Origin of the sequence: Roseibium sp., from assembly GCF_050301095.1 — a bacterium.
GTDB lineage: Bacteria > Pseudomonadota > Alphaproteobacteria > Rhizobiales > Stappiaceae > Roseibium.
The window spans coordinates 125502-143291 of record NZ_JBNKYW010000267.1 but is presented as its reverse complement, the minus strand read 5'-3'; the positions used below and the strand labels follow the sequence as shown (position 1 = coordinate 143291).

Here is a 17790-nt window from a genome sequence, read left to right as displayed (position 1 = left end):
CGTGGGTTTGACGCGCACCAGGCGGACTATCAACTCGCTCTTCCACATCCTGAGGAGCGCACTTGTGCGCGTCCCGAAGGATGGGCCGCGAGCGAGTAATCAAGCCTCTTCCGCTGCCTTCCTTATCGCGGAAATGTTCCCCGCGTAGCTATCAACCGTGCCGCCCTTGAAGACCGCGGAACCGGCCACCAGAACGTTGGCACCGGCAGCCGCCACCAGCGGGGCCGTTTCCGGGGTGACGCCGCCGTCGATTTCCAGGTCGATCGGCCGGTCGCCGATCATGGCCTTGAGGCGGCGGGTCTTTTCGACTTGCGAATGGATGAATTTCTGCCCGCCGAAGCCCGGGTTGACCGTCATGACGAGGATCAGGTCCAGCCGGTCGAGCACATATTCAAGAACGCTTTCCGGCGTCGCCGGGTTCAGGGAAACACCGGCCTTCTTGCCGAGGTTGCGAATGGCCTGCAGCGAGCGGTCGAGATGGGTCGTTGCTTCCGCGTGCACGGTGATGATGTCCGAACCCGCCTTGGCGAAGGCTTCCAGATAGGGGTCGACCGGCTCGATCATCAGGTGGGTGTCGAAGACCTTGTCGGTGTGCGGGCGGAGCTTGGCGATCACGTCCGGGCCGAAGGTGATGTTCGGCACGAAGTGACCGTCCATGACGTCCAGATGGATCCAGTCGGCGCCGGCCTCCACCACGTCGCGGACTTCCTGGCCGAGTTTGGAAAAATCGGAGGCGAGGATCGAAGGGGCGATTTTGATGTCGCGCGGCATGGCGTTCTCCCGGACAGGCCTGAACGGTTAAAGAAGGACCGTTCCTGATAGTTCAGCCGCGCTAACACTTCTCAACAGCGAGAGCAAGATGCCGCATAGCCTCTCAATCGGTTTAGGGTGTCAGAGCCGCCCGGTTATTGCCAGATATCGGCGGTCCGCTCCTTCGAAGCCGAAGCTCTCCATCTGGATCAGGATGGCGAAGACCGGCGGCGCGTCGTCCGGGAAATGGGTGAGGACACGCTCGATCCGGTAACCGAGCGGGCAGTTTCGGCTGTTCGGGAGGCTCTTGTCATCGTTGAGAAGGCGGGTGACGCCGCCACGGACCATGGTCAGCCGGAAGCCTTTTGTGTCGGCGCCATAGCTCTCGCATCTGCCCCCGGGGAGCGGATATTCGGAGAGGGCAAGTTCAAACGGTTCATCGCCGGACAGGAAGGGCAGGCGGGGTGCAACGTTCATCCTGTGCGGATCGGAGCCCAGTTCCGTCGGCGGGTTCATTCCGACGATCCGCCCCTTTCCGGCAATAGCCCTGGCCTGGAGCAGCGGCTGGGCCGCCGACCGGTTCTCGGCACGCGTTGCCGCCAGTGCCCTGTCGCCCTGTTCCCCCAAACCGGCTTCGGCGTCGGTCCGGAACCGGAAAGGCGAGGGGGCAACCCAGGTGTCGCCGATCACGTCGACAACGAAGATCTCCGAATAGGGAAAACCCGACCCGTCCTGAATGCCGTACTGCTCGAAGGCGAAGGTGGTGCCGTCCCTGGAAAAGCCGAGGACCTGAAGGTCCGCCGTGTCCGCTGCCTGCGCAATCGGAGCGAACCACAGGATAGCCAGAAACGTGGCGAAGCTCCGTGTGGCAATCCTTGGCAGCTTTGCGAGACGGGAAGGGATTACTGACATATTCTTCCTCCGACTGAGTTCGGGACCGACCAAGACAAGCATAACGGGAAACAAAATTCAGGTCTGCGGCGTCACAGATTTCACGTTTTGCCGGCAGAAGACGCGCACAAAGGGTTTCAGCATCATCGGCAGCATGTAGATCGGAAACTGGCCGACAGCAAACCAGAGCCAGGTGAACTCCGGCAGGGTGCCCCCGAAGGCGGCTACCATCAGTCCCATGTTCCTTGTGCCGCAGGTATGGGCAATCGCATAGGCGTCTTCCCGGCTGGCAGGGGCAAAAATCAGGAGGGACAGGGTTATCTGGAGGAGTGCGAGGCAGAAGGTGAGCGCGGTCAGGCCAAGGGTGAAGAACGGTTTGTCCGCGAAACTTGCCGCCACGCCGTCCATGGCGGCGATGGCAAAGAAGAGCAGCAGCAGCACGTTCAGCCCGCTGATATGAAGCGTGCCGCGCGACAGGCGCTCCTGACCGGCCAGCTTGCGGAACAGGGTAGAGACCAGAAACGCGCCGGCGAGCAGTAGCGAGAGCTGGGCCGCCAGGCCGCCGACGCTGAGCGGCAGGGACGGCCCCAGCATCAGTTCGCCGATGAAGGGGGCCGTCAGCGGCGTGATGATGAGGGCCGCCACGGAGAGGGCCAGGCTCAGCGTTCCGTCGAGGCCCAGCAGGTAGATGAAGGCGGGCGCGGCCATCACCGGCGGCGCGGCGGTCGCGATGAAGAGAGCCAGGACCACGTCGGGGCCGAAGGCATGCAGGTCGGTGACTTCTATCGCAAGCCAGGTCAGGAGCGGCGCGCCGAGCATCATCCAGACGAGGGCGGCGACCAGCAGCGCGGGACGTCTCAGCCGCATGCGGATGGCATTCTGGTCGACACGCAGAAAGGCGAGCGTCAACAGGCTGAAAACGGCCAACGTCAGATAGGGGCGCAGGAAGGCGGACAGGGCCGGTAGTGCCATGCCGATGAAGATACTCACAGCCAGGGCAGCGGTGCCGTGGCGTCCCGTCCATGCCAAACCTGCCCCGATCACTCGAATCATCTAAAGTTGTCTCCTGAAAAATTCATTCGGCAGCAGGCGTTGCGTTTCGATCGCGGGACGGCGTCCGGCCGCGCTTCAAGGTTTCACATCCCATGGCTGACCCGGCTTCGACTGGAATGGGCAAGACGGCGGAGACTAGCCCGCTTTTCTCGTTGCCGCCAAGCCTTTCAGTCTCCGTTTCGATGGCCGGCAACTGGCTGGTCACGCAAATGTGGTCACAGGCGGGATTTCACGGGCGAGGGAGCTGAGGGCTTGGCAGGCAGGCAGGTTCACGCTTTCGATGTCATGGTTCTCGGTGCCGGGATCGTCGGCGTTTGCACGGCGCTTCACTTGCGCCGCCTTGGCCTCGACGTTGCCCTGATCGACCGGAAGCATCCGGGGGCGGAGGCATCCTTCGGCAACGCCGGGATCGTGCAGCGCAACGGCTTTGTGCCGTACGCGGTGCCAAACCGTCTTCAGGATCTGGTTCCCATTCTTTTGAAACAGTCGAGTGCCGTCTCCTATGACCTCGGAACGGTGCTGCGCCTGCTTCCCTGGATCCGGCGGTATCATGCCTGCAACAGCGGGCGTGGAATTGAGGCCTATTCCCGGACGATCGCACCTTTGAGGGCCTTTGCCGTCGAAGAGCACCTGGAACTTGCCAGAACGACCAACGCCGACCGGTTCTACCGCCAGGGCGGCTGGCTGCATCTTTTCCGCTCGGAAACCTCCTTTCGCCATAGCGAAACGGAACGGCTTTATGCGCGCGTTTTCGGAGTGTCCTATGACGAGTTGAGCGGCGGCGACCTCGCCAAGCTCGAGCCTGGGCTGAAGCTGCCGTCCCTGAAAGCGGTGCATTGGCCCGAGAGCTGTTCGGTGAGCAATCCCGGGGCCGTCGTCGATGCCTTCTGGCGGGGGTATGTGCAGGAGGGTGGTGGTTATTTCCGCGGCGATGCCGGCAAGCTCCGGCGTGAGCGCGGTGGATTCTCGCTTGAGGGCGAGCGCGGAGAGGTCTTTGCCAGGAACGCCGTCATTGCCCTGGGGGCCTGGTCAGCCGACGTGATGAAGGGGTTTGGGGAGAGCTATCCGCTGGCCGTTCAGCGCGGCTATCACATGCATTACCGGGCCCTGTCCGGCGCGTCGTTATCCCGCCCGGTTGTCGATGTCGAAAACGGCTTCACGCTGACGCCGACAGACAACGGTATCCGCCTGACGACCGGGGTGGAACTGGCCGGGCGCGACCTGCCGCCCAATCCGGGGGTGGTCAAGCTGGCCAGGCGGCGAGCGGAAGAGCTCTTTCCCCTCGGCCGGCCATTGCAGGACACGCCGTGGATGGGGTGCCGGCCCTGCCTGCCCGATTCCCTTCCCGTTGTCGGTGCTTCGCCGTCCGTTCCCGGGCTGTGGCTCAATTTCGGGCATGCCCACGACGGCTTTACCCTCGGGCCGGTGACGGGCCGTCTGCTGGCCGAAAGGATCGCCGGAAAGACACCGCTTCTGGATATCGCCGGTCTGGCGCCAGCGCGCTTCATGGCGTGAGGGCGGGGCGAGAGCCCGGCCTTTCAGCTTTCACGCAGGGGCAGGGCGACCGTGTCCTTGACCGTGTTGACCACAATGCGCGACTGCACGTCGGACACCAGGGTGTTGTCCAGAAGCTTTAACCGGAGAAAATTGTCGTAGGTTTTGATATCATCGGTGACGACCTTGATCAGGTAGTCGACGGCACCCGTGATACGCTCGCAGGTGACGACCTCAGGCCAGTGATGGACCAGCTTGTCGAAGGTTTCCATGTTTTCCCGGCTGGGAACCGCAAGCTTGACGAAGGAATAGGCGACGAAGCCGAGGCCGACGGATTCCCGGTCTATGATGGCGGTAATCTGGCGGATTATGCCCTGTTCCTTGAGGCGTTTGATCCTCCGCCAGCACGGGGTCTGGCTCATGCCCGCTTCCTTGGCCACCTCGGCGATGGAGAGCGAAGCGTCCCGCTGCAGAACGCGCAGAACGCGGATGTCGGACGGGTCGAGAAGATATTTATCGGTCATCGGTAATTTTAGGAATTTTTATGCTGCCTCTGGGTGATTGGGGGTGACGATAGCACAGAAATTGCCGGAGAAAAGGATGATATTTATCTGACGTACTAGGTTGCCCTGAGGCGCGGCCGCACCAAGTGCCTTATGAGGAGGAAATCGGATGAATGTGCATATGCCAACAGTGACCCTGGAGGACAAATATGTCGCGACAGAAGGACGGGTCTATCTGACCGGCATACAAGCGCTTGTCCGCCTGCTGCTGGACCGGGCCCGGCTCGACCGGCAAGCCGGCTTGAAGACCGGCGGTTTCGTGTCCGGTTACCGCGGTTCGCCCCTGGCGGGCTACGATACGGAACTGATGCGCGCGCGCAGGCATCTTCGCGGCTACGATATCGTCTTCAAGCCGGGCGTGAACGAGGAGCTTGGCGCCACCGCCGTCTGGGGCAGCCAGAAACTGCGCGGCGAAGGCGGCGTCGGTCGGCCGACCGAATATGACGGCGTTTTCGGCGTGTGGTACGGCAAGGCGCCGGGAGTCGACCGGGCAGGCGATGCCCTGCGGCAGGCCAATGCCTCCGGTACCGACCGCAATGGCGGCGTGCTCGCCCTTGCCGGCGACGACCATCTTGCCAAGTCCTCCATCCTGCCGGCGCAGAGCGAATTCTATTTCGAACACGCGGAAATCCCGGTACTCAACCCGGCCGATATTCAGGACGTGTTGGACTTCGGCCTGCACGGGCTGGAAATGTCGCGGTTCACCAGTCTGTGGACAGCACTGATCTGTATCGCCGACACGATGGATGCGTCTGCGACCATCAACGTTTCACCCGACCGGCTGCGTCTGGTGCGGCCGCTCGACGATGATCCGCGCAAGGACTACCACCAGAACCGCGACCTGCTGCTCGGCAACCGTCTTGAAACGGAACGTCTTGTTCGCGAACTGCGTATCCCGGCGGCGCAGAATTATGTGCGCACCAACGGGCTCGACCGGGTGACCTTCGGCACGCGCCAGAATGTGAAACTCGGGATTGTCACGTCCGGCAAGGCCTATCGCGACCTGCTGCAGGCACTGGATCTGATGGGGATCTCCGAGGACTTTGCCAAGTCTCTTGGACTGGCCGTCTACAAAGTCGCCCTGACCTGGCCGATGGAACCGCTGGGCCTCAGGGATTTCGCCCGCGGCGCGGAACGTCTCCTGGTCGTTGAGCACAAGCGGGCCTTCATGGAACCGCAGATCAAGAATATTTCCTACCACTGGCCGGAAATGAGCCGTCCGGAAATCTGGGGCAAGCGCCGTCCCGACGGCACGCCCTTCCTGTCGGACCTCCTGGAAATCTCGGTCGCGGAGCTGATCGAGGGGCTGATGGCCTGGCTGCCGGCCGAAGTCGTTTCGGAGGAAATGCGGGCCGTCGCCAGCCGGATGACCCGTCAGTCCATGTGGGCGCAGGGCCATGCGGAGCGGGCCGCGCGCATTCCCTACTTCTGTTCCGGCTGTCCGCATTCGACGTCCACAGTAACGCCGGAAGGCTCGCGCTCCATGCCGGGCATCGGCTGCCACGCCATGACCGAAATGGCAGGCCGCACCACGGAAGGCCAGATCGCCATGGGCGGTGAGGGCGTGCTCTGGGTCGGCCAGCAGCCCTTTTCCGGCGACAGCCACGTCTTCGCCAATGTCGGCGACGGCACCTACTTCCATTCCGGCATTCTGGCGATCCGGCAGGCTCTGGCCTCCAACGTGCCGATCACCTACAAGATCCTCTACAACGACGCCGTCGCGATGACCGGCGGCCAGAAGGTCGATGGTCACTTGTCGGTGCCGCGGATCACCCGCCAGCTCGAGGCTGAAGGGGTGGAGCGGATCGCGATCGTTTCGGAAAACCCGGAGAGCTACGGCAGCTGGGCACCGATCGCGCCGGGCACGAAGGTTCACCATCGTGACGAGCTGATGGACGTGCAGGAGGAACTGCAGTCCTTCAACGGTGTTTCCGTCATCGTCTATGACCAGACCTGCGCCGCTGAAAAGCGCCGACGCCGCAAGCGCGGCCAGTTCCCGGATCCGGACATGCGCCTGTTCATCAATGACCGGGTCTGCGAAGGCTGCGGTGATTGTTCGGTCCAGTCCAACTGCCTGTCGGTGGAACCGCTCGCGACGCCCTTCGGTGAAAAGCGGGTGATCAACCAGTCGAGCTGCAACAAGGACTTCTCCTGCATCAAGGGCTTCTGCCCGTCCTTCGTCGAGATCGATGGTGCCGCCCTGAAGAAGCCGAAGAAGGCCGATGTCGATGTCGATACCCTGGTCCGGGAGCTGCCTCAGCCGGCCCTGGCGCCGCTTGATCGCACCTGGAACACGCTGGTCGCCGGCATCGGCGGGATGGGCGTGACCACGATCAGCGCCGTGCTGGCGATGGCTGCCCATATCGACGGCAAGCAGGCCTCGACCCTGGACATGACGGGTCTTGCCCAGAAGGGCGGTCCGGTGACCTCCCATGTCCGTTTCGCCGCCAGCGACCGGTCGATCGAAGGCCCGCGCGTTCCGGCCGCCAGCCTCGATCTGCTGATTGCCAGCGACATGGTTGTTGCCACCAACGCAGACCAGCTTGCGCTTGCCCACCGCGGCAAGATGCTGACTGTCGCGAATACCAAGGTTGCTCCGACCGCCGAATTTGTTCTGAAGCAGACGCTGTCCTTCGACGAAAAGCGGATGGACGCAGCGCTGCGCGAAGCGTCCGGCACCTACCTGGCCATGAACGCGGCCGACATTGCCGAGAAACTGCTGGGCGATGCCATCTATGCCAACATGCTGCTGGTCGGCATGGCGTTCCAGAGCGGGGCGCTGCCGATTTCCGACTATGCGCTTGAGACGGCTCTGGAGCTGAACGGGGCAGCGGTCGCAAACAACATCAAGGCCTTCAGGGCCGGCCGGGTTCTTGCGGCCAATCCCGAAAGGCTGCTGAACTCCCTGCCGGTGGAAGAAAAGCCCCGTTCGTTCAGCCTGGACGAGAAGATCGCCTTCAATGCGGACGAACTGACGGCCTACCAGAATTCCGCCTATGCAGACAGGTATCTCGATCTGGTTGCCAGGGTGAAGGCCGCCGACGAGGCGCACGGGTCTGGCACCATGCGGCTTACGCAGACCGTTGCCGATATGCTTTTCAAGGTCATGGCATACAAGGACGAGTATGAGGTCGCACGGCTTTATTCCGATCCGGCCTTCAAGCAGAAGATCGCGCAGCGCTTTGAAAACCCGCGCAAACTCAAGGTCTATCTGGCACCGCCGTTCCTTGCCCACCGCAAGGACCCGAAGACGGGCCGTCCGGAAAAGATCGCCTTCGGCCCCTGGGTGTTCAACGTCTTCAAGGTGCTGGCCGGCTTCAAGGGCGCGCGCGGCAAATGGTACGATCCGTTCGGCCGGACGGCCGAGCGCAAGGCAGAACGCGCGCTGATTTCGCAATACGAGGGCGATATCGCGGAGATCCTGAACCGCCTGCCGGATGGCAACTACGGCCTGTTGGTGGAACTGGCCCGTGTGCCGGACCTCGTGCGCGGCTTCGGACCGGTGAAGGAAACCAATCTGGAGAAGGCGGCCGACAAGCGCCAGCAGCTGCTCGATCAGCTGACCAAGCGCGACGACGGCGGCAGCGACGATGCCGATGCCTCCAAGGATTTCCTGGCCGCTGCCGAGTAAGCCGCACCGGGACAAGTCAGAAACAAGAAAACCGGCGCGTTTCGCGCCGGTTTTTCTTTCACCAAAAGACTTTGCTTCAGCAGGGGGAGCCGCTGATATAGCGATGGCGGCGCTGCTGTTCACGAGCTCTCAGGCCATTGTCCGCCAGAACATCGCATAGGAGGCAGTGCGGCAGCTGCTTCAGGCTTCCGTGGCGCTTCCACGCAGCCAGGACCGTGTAGATGGCGGCGAAGAGTTTCGGTTTTTGCGGTGCGGGCGTGTGACGGGAGGGCAGGGGAATCACCTGATGGGACATGACATTCTCCAATAAAAAAATAATCCGCTTTCTTTATTTGGGGAAAAAGAGACGGAGTTCAATATAGAAAGAGAATTATTTTTTTATCTGGAATATGGCTGTTTGCTTGATGTTTCTTGCACTTAGCGGCAATGAGCGAAGGACACAAATAACGGGAAACGCAATCCTCCCACTCGCCTTGCCGATGAAAAGTCATCAAATTCGGCCATTTTCCAATCACCGGAATCTGCCGGAATGACGATTGATGACGGGGCTGGGCATGGCGTCCGGTGGAAAACTTTTTTGGGAAATTTGTCCGAAATTTCCGGAGCGGAAGGCGACCTGCCGGAAAAGGCTCTTTCTGAAATAAATTATTGTTTTCAGTGCCTTGTGGTGATTTTTGGGCAATTAAATACAATTGTCGGCAAGTTTTAGAAAAAGACGAATACATTCTGAAAAAACGCGTTTCGCTCTTCTTTAATTCTGCGGTCCATTCTCGCTAGCACTGCCGGATCGGCACAAATTGAGAGCTGGTATCGAATATGACAGAAGCGTTGAAAACAGAACTGGTGAACTTCTCGGAGCTGAACGGCGAAGCCGGAAATGCCCGGAAGGCTGAGCTGGCGCGTCATGTTGCAACGTTGTTCGCTCTGACTTCCGATCGCTGCTCGGACGAACAGGTCGATATCTACGACTCGGTTCTGCTGCGTCTCGTCGACATGGTCGAGGCGGAAGTGCGCAGATATGTGGCCGAGCAGATGTCGAGCCTGCGCCGGGGACCGGAGGAAACCATCCGCCGTCTTGCGGATGATGACATCGAGGTTGCCGAGCCGATCCTTCTCCGATCCACTGTCCTGCGCGATGCGGACCTGACCAGGCTTGCCGAGAAACACGGAAACGCGCATCGATTTGCGATTGCGCAGAGGGAAGTGCTTTCCGAGGAAGTGACGGATGTTCTGGTCAAGCGCGGCGACCTCAAGGTCAAGCGAAAGGTTGCCGGCAATGACGGCGCCAAGCTTTCCGAAGCATCGGTCTCCACGCTGATCAGCGATGCTGCCTCGGATGCGACCCTGCAGCTCTTCTTGAGTGACCGTTCCGACCTGGCGGAAACGCAAATTGCCAGCCTTGTCGCGGTCGCCAGCGAGGAAGTGCGAAAAAAGCTCCTTGCGGCGGGTCAGAAACAGGAAGCTGAACGCGTCGTCGAGGCTGCGGATATCGCGGCTCAGCGCATGTCGAATCAGTACTGGCTCGGCCGCTATGATTTCGAGACAGCGCGCAGCCGCGTGCTGCTTCTCGCCAAGCGGGGCATGGTCAATGAAGCCGCGTTGCGCCGCTTTGCCTCGGAGGACAGATTTGCCGAGGCGGTCGCCACCTTCGCCTGGCTGGTCCGCTGCGGTGTGGAAGAAGTCAGCCATTGGATGGTGCGCCCGGACCCCGAACCCTTCGTGGTTCTGGCAAAGGCATCCGGCCTGACCTCAATCACCGTCGGCTCTCTGCTGGCCATCGGCCCCTGGCGCCATCGACTTACACCGGAAACCCGCAGTGATGCGATGAGCCTTTTCGAGCGCATGACCGTCGCCGAAGCCCGGCGCAAGATGGCCCACTGGAACAACACCGCCGTGAACTGAGGTGCAGCCTCTGTCCAGATTAACAAGTTGACCCGGCTTCAAGGCCGGGTCTTTTTGCGTTGAGCTGAAATCAGCCGGAGCGATCGCAGTTTCCGGACCGCAAACCGCTGCTTCTTTCCATCTCGCCCGATCCATGCTTAAGACATGCGCGGAGATTTGTCGCGACAGCGGTGGGGCAGATATGAGCTTTTCGCAAAACATTTTTTGCCGTCTCTTGCCGGGGGGGGGACACGCCCGGGCGGTATTCATAGTAGTTGCAGTTGCCTTCGCATTTTCCTTTTCATCGCTCGAAATGACATCCCCGGTCCAGGCTCAGGGAATTTCGGGTTTGTTTTCCTTCGGTGGGGATGGGGGAGAAACCGCAGCCGAGCAGCAGGGGAGCAGTCAATCCGCGGAAGACACCGACCCGGAACAAGGCGACGACGAGGCGGAAGCGGTGGAAACGCTCGACGCCTTCTTTCTGGACGCACTGAAAGCCCGCGACACCTTCAAGTCGATCGTCAGGGAAATTCCGACCATCCACGAGACCGTGCTTTCCGTCCTGAAGATGCACGGCGAGGATGAAGGCCTAGGCTGGATGCCGGCCGCGCTGGTCAATATTGCGCTGGCGGTCGTGGCAGGGCTGGCGGCGATGTCGTTGCTTCAACGTTGGGGGCGCCATCAGTTCGCGGCCCTGTTCCGGCCCGATGCCGACACCCGGGCCGACAAGATCATCTATCTTTTCTCGCGCGCGTTCCTGATGCTCGCCGGTGTGGCGGCATTCGCCATCTTCTCGGCACTGGTTTATCTTTCTGTCGATACCGGATTGCAGGCGGCCAGTCAGACCGCGCTTGTGGTGTTGAGCGTCATTTCCGTATTTCTCGTTCTGCGGATCATCTGGCTCAACGTGCTTGCCCCCGACGCGGAAAGCCACCGGTTGGTCGCGCTTCAGACACAGGAAGCCCGCAGCCTTTACCGTGCGCTGCTCCTCGGAGGCGGCATCTCTCTGACGGCGATCGGTTTCTGCCTGTGGATGGAGCGCCTCGGACTGTCGGACAAGGCGCACAAGATTGCGCTTATCGCCGCCTCCGCGATCGGCATGCTGATCCTGATCGCCATCGCCATTGCCTTCCGCAAGACCGTTGCCCGTCTGATCCGCGGCAAAAAAGGCGAGAACGCATCCTCATGGCGCCTCGTGCTGGCAAGCCTTTGGCACTTCATTGCGATTGTCTACTTCGTGTTCGCCTGGGCCATTTCCTCGGTCCGGATCCTGCTGGACCTTCCCGATGCGACCGGACTGGTGGGCGCCCCGCTTCAGGTTCTGCTGATGGCGGCGGTCGCTTATGGCGTGCTCATTCTGATTATCGACAAACTGTTGCTGCCGCGCATCGACACGGAGGATTCCAAGACCAGGATCGCGGAAGACATACGCCGGGCGGAAGAGCGTGAAGGCAGCGAGGAAGACCCGGAAAGCGCAATGGCGCAGGCGCATGCGGAGGCCGCAGAACGGGAAGCAAGACGGTCCCCCTTCCGGGATCTGCTGGATCGCGGCGCAGCGATCCTGGTCGTCTTTGCCTCCCTCGGGGTTCTGGCATCGTTGTGGGGCATTTCATTGGGCCGCAGTTCGCTTGCCGGTTCCTTCGCCGATATCTTCCTGGTCCTGTTCCTTGCCTATATGGCCTACGACGCAGTGAAGATCGTCATCGACCGTCAGATCGCCCGCGAGGCGCCTGCGGAAAAGGACGAGGAAGCCGAGGTCGGCGGAACGGGCGAGAGCCGGATTGCGACGTTGCTGCCGATCTTCCGGAACTTCCTGCTGATCACCATTGTAGTGATCGCATCCATGGTGGTTCTGTCCGAGCTGGGCGTGAACATCGCCCCGCTCTTCGCCGGAGCCGGCGTGGTCGGCCTTGCGGTCGGCTTCGGCGCGCAAACGCTGATCCGGGACATCTTTTCCGGCGCGTTCTACCTGATCGACGATGCCTTCCGGAAAGGCGAATACATCGACATCGGCAGTGCCAAAGGGGTCGTGGAGAAAATCTCGATCCGGTCGATGCAGCTGCGCCACCATCGCGGTGCCCTGACGACTGTGCCCTTCGGGGAGATCCAGCACGTGGAGAATTTCTCCCGTGACTGGGCAGTGATGAAACTTGCCTTCCGCGTCACTTACGACACGGACGTGGAAAAGATGCGCAAACTCATCAAGAACTTCGGCAAGGAGCTTTTGGAAGACGAATATTACGGTCCGATGTTCCTGGCGCCGCTGAAGTCGCAGGGCATCATGTCGATGGAAGACTCGGCCATGATCGCCCGGGTCAAGTTCACCACCAAGCCGGGCAAGCAGTTCGAGTTGCGCAAGGTGGTCTATGCCGGGCTCAGGGATCTGTTCGAGAAAAACGGCATCAGGTTCGCCCATCGCCAGGTGACTGTCCGGGTTGCCGGTGCCGAAGACGAGAACGGGGGGATTTCTCCTGCGGTGGCGCAGGCAGCGGCCGGGGCGGCTGCTTCCGCGGGAGCATTTGACGATATGGATGGCAACGGCGGCGGTCCGGAAGAGCAGATCTGACCGGCCGTTGCTGCTACAGTAACCTCCCTGGGTCTCCGGAACAGCGGCGAGCATGCGTTGTTCCGACGCGGCAAGGGAGGAACCGATGCTGAAGACGTTCGTTGTTGGGGCCAGCCTGTTGACAGGACTGCCGGGTGTGGCGCTCGCCGGTCCGATGCAGGACAAGGCGCAGCAGGCTGAGGCGGCCCTGGGCAAGAAAGACGGCGGTCTTGCGATCAAACTGATGCGTGAGGCACTGTTTCAAACCTGGAAAGAAGCTCCGCTTGCCATTCCGACCGCCGTTTTCGTGACCGCACCGGCTGACGGTTATGGCATCTACACGGCACGCGCCGACAGCGTGTTTGCCATCGGCGAGCCGTTGCTGGTCTACCTTGAGCCGGTCGGCTTCGACTGGAAGCAGGAGAACGGGCTTTTCAGGTCCCTGCTCACCGTCGATTTCGACCTGTCGTCGCCAGACGGCACGGTTCTGGCGGGACAAAAGGAATTCGGCCGTTTCGATTTCAAGAGCCATGTTCCGAACACCGAATATATGGCCAACCTGACACTCCGTGTGAATGGTGCACCAGCCGGCGACTATGTGCTCGACCTGACGGTGAACGACCAGATCGGCGGCGGTTCGGCCAGGGTGAAGATACCGTTTTCGTTTCAATGAGGCGTGCGGCCGGGTTGGCCGGCTCTGCCGACAGTCAGTAATCGGCCCAAAAATCCGGTTGCGGACCATGGACCTGCTGCCGGAAATCCGATATCGCTCCTGCCGATCAATCGGAACGGGTAGCGGATGCGGATCGGATTTGAGGCTGGGGCCATCAACGAGCGCGGCATGAGTGTCGCGCTTTACGACTATGCGCTCGGCGCGCAGGCGTTACTCGGCCACGAGGTTTTTGTCTTCTACAGTGAGGCCAGCAGCGTACCCGCGGTTGTCGACAAGTTCAGGCAGAACCTCACTCTGGTTCCCGTGCCGCCCTCAGCAGGCGGCCTTGCCGTCAGCGCCCCGCTGAAGCTCGATTTCTGTTACTACATCCGGGACGGGCGTGTCCGGCCGACCAGTATTGCGGCCGACCGCACGGGCATTCACGCCGTGTTCCGGCACTTCGAGCCTCACGGCGATGTCTATGCCTATGTGTCGGACTGGCTGGCCGGCTGGATGACAGGGGGCAAGGCCCCGGCGGTGCCGCATATCGTGGACCTGCCGGAGGCGGCCGGATCATTCCGGCAGGAGTTGGGCATTCCCGGTGATGCGTTCGTCGTCGGCCGCTACGGCGGCTACGACCAGTTCAACCTCGAATTCGCCCATGAAGCAGTCGGTGAAGCGCTGACGAAAAGGTCGAACCTCCATTTCCTGTTCGTGAACACGGAAAAATTCATCGACCATCCGCGCGCCCTGTTTCTGCCGCCGGTCGTTGCCCCGCAAGACAAGGCGCGCTTCATCGCAAGCTGCGACGCCGGGCTCAACGCGAAAAAGATAGGTGAGAGCTTCGGTCTCGCGATTGCGGAATTCCTGATGTTCGGGAAACCGGTGTTCAGCTGGGCGGGCGGCATGGACCAGAACCACGTGGCCATGAGCCCGAAAAGGGAATGGATCTACCGCACCCGGCGCGAGCTGGTCCGGTTGCTGACGGGCTATGCGCCTTCGGTGGCAGACAGCGATCTGGCGCGGGCATCCGTTGCCTGCTACCGGCCCGAGCCGGTCATGAAGCGGTTCGAGGAGGTGTTCCTGTCCGGCACCTATTCGACTGACGGGCTGCAGTTGTCGGAGTTGTTCAAGGCAAAGCGGTTTTTGCAGGAAAAAGCGATGCGGGCGAAATTCCGGCTCTGGAAGAGCCTATGAGGATCAGGACGACATGAAGCTTTACGACTGCTTTGTCTTTCACAAGGAATTCGATCTCCTGGAAATCCGACTGCGGGAAATGGGCGATCATGTGGACCGCTTCGTTCTGGTGGAGGCCAACCAGACCCAGAGAGGCGGGCCCAAGCCCTACTATTTCGACGAGAACCGGGAACGGTTCGCCCCTTGGGCGGACAAGATCATCGATCTGCAGATTGCCTTTCCGGAAGAACTGCCGCCGGCGCTGGGCGTCTACAAGAATCGGCGCAAGAAGGACTGGGAACGGGAGAACTACCAGCGCAACTGCATTGCACGGGCACTGGAGGGGCTTGATGGCGACGACCTGGTCCTCCTGTCGGACGTCGACGAAATCGTGCGCTCAAGCGTTCTTGAAAAGGTGCTGAAGGAACGGCTCTACAGGGGCAGGATGCTGGTCTTCGAACAAAGCCTTCACAAGCATCATCTCAACCGCGTCGTGCCGGGCAAGACCTGGCTGCTGGGCTCGCGGATGATCGAGAAGAAGTATTTCACGACACCGCAGCAGCTGCGCCGCACCAAGGCCAGGATGACCAAGAAGTCCTACATTCCGGACTTCCTGACACAGCCGTTCCTGAGAATCCGCAACAACAACCTTTCCGGGATCAGCCGGCCGGTGAAGATCATCCCCGATGCCGGCTGGCACTTTTCTTCCATGGGCGGTCTTGAAGCTTTCAGGACCAAGCTGGATTCGGTGGTGCACGGCCAGACGGTCGACACCAGCGACATCGCCCGGCTCTACGAGCGGGAACTGCAGGGAACGGAGCTTGTCCCGCTAAGTGGCCTGCCCGCCTGTGTGAGGGACGGGCGGTTCGATCACATGCTGGCAATGGAAACGGCGGAAGGCTGAGCACCTCCGCTACTGACCGTTCGTCAGTCCCGCCCGGATGAGTTCGTCCCGCTGCAGGCATCCGGGGCAGACGCAAAAGAGCCCGCAGTGATGCGGGCTCCAGGGTTTTCCGGTTGCTTAGTTTTCCAGGAACCTTTTTGCGTCAGGCAGCAGTTTCATCAGCAGGAAGTAGGCGACACCTGCAGGCAAGAGGCTGGCGTACCAGGACACGGCCGAGAAGGTGAGGGCTGCGGCAACGCCGATGCCCATTGCGATGACAGCGGCCCAGTTGATGCCCTTGTACGGTCCGTCCGGATCGTAAAGCTTGTCGAGATCGAGCTCCTGCTTGCGCAGGATGAAATAGTCGACGACGAGGATTGCGAAGATCGGGCCGAGGAAGGCGGAGTAGGTCTGGATGAAGAGATTCAGACCGGCCGCGGATTCGTCCTTCACCAGTTCCCAGGGGAAGGTCGCGAATGCCAGGAGACCCACGATCACCGCCGAAGTCCGGAACTTGATCTTGAAGACGTCCATCAGGGCATAGGCGGGCGGGACGACATTGTTCAGGATGTTGGTCGTGACCTGCGCAAAGGCGATGAACAGCAGGGTGATGACCAGAAGCGGCTTGTTGTCCACCGCGCTTGAGAACACCTTGATCGGATCCACTTCTCCGGTGGCGCCTGAAACCATCAGGCCGATCAGTCCCATGAACAGCGTTGCGGGCAGGATGGAGTTTGCATAGATCGCCACCTGACGCAGCGGCCCGACATTGCGACGCAATTCGCGTGAATAGTCGGACACATTGAGCATCATTGTGCTGTAGATGCCGAGAAAGAGCATGGTTGCTCCCCAGAACGGGGCACCCCAGGTGCCTTCGACGTCAACAAGGTTGGCCGTGATCTCCGCGCCGTATTTGTTGATGACGCTGAAGAACATGTAGACCAGCGAACCGATGATGAAGACCGAGCCGATGTTCTCCAGCCATTTGATGCCGTGGAACCCGAGCACGGACAGGCCGATCTGAAGCAACTGGAAGCCGATAAAGAAGACGACCATGTTGTCGTAACCGAACAGGGTTGCGGAGACGAGATTCAAGGCTCCGGCACCGATCCAGCTCTGAAATCCGAACCAGACGATCGCAGGCACCGAACGCACCAGCGCGGGAATTCTTGTTCCTGTGAATCCGAACGCGGAACGCGCCTGGACCATGAAGGGAATGCCGTATTTGTGGCCGGCCTGCCCGTTGATCATCAGTGCGATGCCGATAACGGTACAGCCAATGGCGATGGCAACGAATGTCTGCAGCAGGTTGAGGGTACCGACGAGGCCGGACCCGATCGTGAATGTGCCGATCGATACGCAGCCGCCAAGCCAGGCGAACAGATAGGACCACGGGTCCATGATCCGCGTTTCCTGCGGAGCAAGGCTTTCCTCCCCGATCGCCTTCTCCTCAATATGGGTGACATGGTCATCGTGCGGGATTGCCGCCATGTCGGTCAGGGTGTGGGACTCTGTCATTTTCTCCTCCCAGAGCTTAAGTCTACTTCACGTTGGGGAATGCGTATGCATTGATCTTGCTGGTCTTCAGGCCGCTGCCGACGAGGGCCTCGATCATGCGTGTGGCGACACTTACGCCGTCGATGACCGGAACCCCGGTCTCCTGGCTGAGCCACTCGGTGAGATCCGCCATGCCGGCGCAGCCGAGCACCACCGCTTCGCAATGGTCTTCATCGATGGCGCGCTGGACTTCAGCCAGAATCCTTGCGCGTGCGTTTGATCCGGGCTCCTCCAGCGCGAGGACCGGGATTTCCGCGGAGCGAACGCGCCGGCATTGATGCGACAGGCCGTAGCCGTGGATCAGGCGCTCGATCACGGGCACCGAGCGCGGCAGGGTTGTCACCACGGAAAAGGACGTTGCCAGCATGCTGGCGGCCTTCACCGCAGCTTCGCATATGCCGAGAACCGGTCCGGTCGCCGTCTCGCGGCAAGCGCCAATGCCGGGATCGTCGAAACACGCGACAACGATGCCGTCGACCCCCTTTTCCTCCGCTTCCCGGACGCAAGACAACAGTCCAGGCAGGCTCATTGCCTCGTCGAAATGGCCTTCGATGCTCGCCGGAGCTCCGCTCGCGGTTGCGCCCGAGATGACGACACCGGTGCTGGCAACCCTTTCTGCGGTCGCGACGATCTTGCGCGTCATCGATTCCGTAGAGTTCGGATTAACGATCAGGATTTCCATTTTGCTCCTCCTTGTCATCAAAAATTGTTAAC

Annotated in this window: 15 protein-coding genes; 8 read left to right on the top strand and 7 right to left on the bottom strand. The window is 61.0% G+C overall.

The annotated features are described in order from the left end of the window. Nucleotides 1-99: 99 nt before the first annotated feature. From rpe to ACQY7U_RS23540, 3 genes are all read right to left on the bottom strand, one after another. The gene (gene rpe, locus ACQY7U_RS23550) at nucleotides 100-771 is read right to left on the bottom strand and encodes a ribulose-phosphate 3-epimerase (RefSeq protein WP_428650170.1); all 672 of its coding nucleotides are present in this window, start codon (nucleotides 769-771) and stop codon (nucleotides 100-102) included. A gap of 120 nt (nucleotides 772-891) precedes the next feature. Continuing rightward, nucleotides 892-1662, bottom strand: coding sequence for a DUF2259 domain-containing protein (locus tag ACQY7U_RS23545; RefSeq protein ID WP_428650167.1), 771 nt, complete (start codon nucleotides 1660-1662; stop codon nucleotides 892-894). A gap of 57 nt (nucleotides 1663-1719) precedes the next feature. Beyond that, a complete protein-coding gene (locus tag ACQY7U_RS23540) occupies nucleotides 1720-2694 on the bottom strand; it encodes a sodium:proton symporter (protein ID WP_428650164.1) in 975 nt (324 codons plus the stop codon). A gap of 252 nt (nucleotides 2695-2946) precedes the next feature. Here ACQY7U_RS23540 and ACQY7U_RS23535 point away from each other — a divergent pair, with 252 nt between their 5' ends. After that, complete coding sequence (locus tag ACQY7U_RS23535) at nucleotides 2947-4209, top strand: NAD(P)/FAD-dependent oxidoreductase (RefSeq protein WP_428650161.1); 1263 nt, start codon at nucleotides 2947-2949, stop codon at nucleotides 4207-4209. Between the two features lie 23 nt (nucleotides 4210-4232). On the opposite strand, the gene ACQY7U_RS23530 is transcribed toward ACQY7U_RS23535, so the two are convergent. Next, nucleotides 4233-4712, bottom strand: coding sequence for an Lrp/AsnC family transcriptional regulator (locus tag ACQY7U_RS23530; protein ID WP_006939550.1), 480 nt, complete (start codon nucleotides 4710-4712; stop codon nucleotides 4233-4235). Between the two features lie 148 nt (nucleotides 4713-4860). Here ACQY7U_RS23530 and ACQY7U_RS23525 point away from each other — a divergent pair, with 148 nt between their 5' ends. Further along, on the top strand, nucleotides 4861-8382 hold the full coding sequence (locus ACQY7U_RS23525) for an indolepyruvate ferredoxin oxidoreductase family protein (RefSeq protein ID WP_428650159.1): 3522 nt from the start codon (nucleotides 4861-4863) through the stop codon (nucleotides 8380-8382). A 76-nt stretch (nucleotides 8383-8458) separates the two neighbouring features. On the opposite strand, the gene ACQY7U_RS23520 is transcribed toward ACQY7U_RS23525, so the two are convergent. After that, complete coding sequence (locus tag ACQY7U_RS23520; RefSeq protein ID WP_428650156.1) at nucleotides 8459-8677, bottom strand: hypothetical protein; 219 nt, start codon at nucleotides 8675-8677, stop codon at nucleotides 8459-8461. Nucleotides 8678-8911: 234 nt separating this feature from the next. On the opposite strand from ACQY7U_RS23520, the gene ACQY7U_RS23515 reads away from it, so the two are divergent. From ACQY7U_RS23515 to ACQY7U_RS23490, 6 genes are all read left to right on the top strand, one after another. Further along, the gene (locus ACQY7U_RS23515) at nucleotides 8912-9091 is read left to right on the top strand and encodes a hypothetical protein (protein ID WP_428650154.1); all 180 of its coding nucleotides are present in this window, start codon (nucleotides 8912-8914) and stop codon (nucleotides 9089-9091) included. A gap of 107 nt (nucleotides 9092-9198) precedes the next feature. Further along, nucleotides 9199-10284, top strand: coding sequence for a DUF2336 domain-containing protein (locus ACQY7U_RS23510; RefSeq protein ID WP_428650151.1), 1086 nt, complete (start codon nucleotides 9199-9201; stop codon nucleotides 10282-10284). A 328-nt stretch (nucleotides 10285-10612) separates the two neighbouring features. Next, nucleotides 10613-12829, top strand: coding sequence for a mechanosensitive ion channel family protein (locus ACQY7U_RS23505; protein ID WP_428650149.1), 2217 nt, complete (start codon nucleotides 10613-10615; stop codon nucleotides 12827-12829). Nucleotides 12830-12914: 85 nt separating this feature from the next. Beyond that, nucleotides 12915-13481, top strand: coding sequence for a hypothetical protein (locus ACQY7U_RS23500; protein ID WP_428650146.1), 567 nt, complete (start codon nucleotides 12915-12917; stop codon nucleotides 13479-13481). A gap of 126 nt (nucleotides 13482-13607) precedes the next feature. Next, nucleotides 13608-14657 (top strand): hypothetical protein, encoded by a 1050-nt coding sequence (locus ACQY7U_RS23495; RefSeq protein ID WP_428650144.1) that lies wholly within the window; start codon nucleotides 13608-13610, stop codon nucleotides 14655-14657. A 13-nt stretch (nucleotides 14658-14670) separates the two neighbouring features. Next, a complete protein-coding gene (locus ACQY7U_RS23490; RefSeq protein WP_428650142.1) occupies nucleotides 14671-15540 on the top strand; it encodes a hypothetical protein in 870 nt (289 codons plus the stop codon). Nucleotides 15541-15657: 117 nt separating this feature from the next. Here ACQY7U_RS23490 and ACQY7U_RS23485 read toward each other — a convergent pair whose 3' ends face one another. Both ACQY7U_RS23485 and ACQY7U_RS23480 read right to left on the bottom strand, forming a co-directional pair. Further along, nucleotides 15658-17037: an NCS1 family transporter gene (locus tag ACQY7U_RS23485; RefSeq protein ID WP_428650140.1), complete on the bottom strand. Its 1380-nt coding sequence runs from the start codon at nucleotides 17035-17037 to the stop codon at nucleotides 15658-15660. A 22-nt stretch (nucleotides 17038-17059) separates the two neighbouring features. Next, a complete protein-coding gene (locus ACQY7U_RS23480) occupies nucleotides 17060-17758 on the bottom strand; it encodes an aspartate/glutamate racemase family protein (RefSeq protein ID WP_428650137.1) in 699 nt (232 codons plus the stop codon). Nucleotides 17759-17790: the final 32 nt, after the last annotated feature.

Bases quoted from the DNA above. Each gene is read 5' to 3' on its own strand.
- rpe (WP_428650170.1), bottom strand. From the start codon at position 771: ATGCCGCGCGACATCAAAATCGCCCCTTCGATCCTCGCCTCCGATTTT.
- ACQY7U_RS23545 (WP_428650167.1), bottom strand. From the start codon at position 1,662: ATGTCAGTAATCCCTTCCCGTCTCGCAAAGCTGCCAAGGATTGCCACA.
- ACQY7U_RS23540 (WP_428650164.1), bottom strand. From the start codon at position 2,694: ATGATTCGAGTGATCGGGGCAGGTTTGGCATGGACGGGACGCCACGGC.
- ACQY7U_RS23530 (WP_006939550.1), bottom strand. From the start codon at position 4,712: ATGACCGATAAATATCTTCTCGACCCGTCCGACATCCGCGTTCTGCGC.
- ACQY7U_RS23525 (WP_428650159.1), top strand. From the start codon at position 4,861: ATGAATGTGCATATGCCAACAGTGACCCTGGAGGACAAATATGTCGCG.
- ACQY7U_RS23520 (WP_428650156.1), bottom strand. From the start codon at position 8,677: ATGTCCCATCAGGTGATTCCCCTGCCCTCCCGTCACACGCCCGCACCG.
- ACQY7U_RS23515 (WP_428650154.1), top strand. From the start codon at position 8,912: ATGACGATTGATGACGGGGCTGGGCATGGCGTCCGGTGGAAAACTTTT.
- ACQY7U_RS23510 (WP_428650151.1), top strand. From the start codon at position 9,199: ATGACAGAAGCGTTGAAAACAGAACTGGTGAACTTCTCGGAGCTGAAC.
- ACQY7U_RS23500 (WP_428650146.1), top strand. From the start codon at position 12,915: ATGCTGAAGACGTTCGTTGTTGGGGCCAGCCTGTTGACAGGACTGCCG.
- ACQY7U_RS23495 (WP_428650144.1), top strand. From the start codon at position 13,608: ATGCGGATCGGATTTGAGGCTGGGGCCATCAACGAGCGCGGCATGAGT.
- ACQY7U_RS23490 (WP_428650142.1), top strand. From the start codon at position 14,671: ATGAAGCTTTACGACTGCTTTGTCTTTCACAAGGAATTCGATCTCCTG.
- ACQY7U_RS23485 (WP_428650140.1), bottom strand. From the start codon at position 17,037: ATGACAGAGTCCCACACCCTGACCGACATGGCGGCAATCCCGCACGAT.
- ACQY7U_RS23480 (WP_428650137.1), bottom strand. From the start codon at position 17,758: ATGGAAATCCTGATCGTTAATCCGAACTCTACGGAATCGATGACGCGC.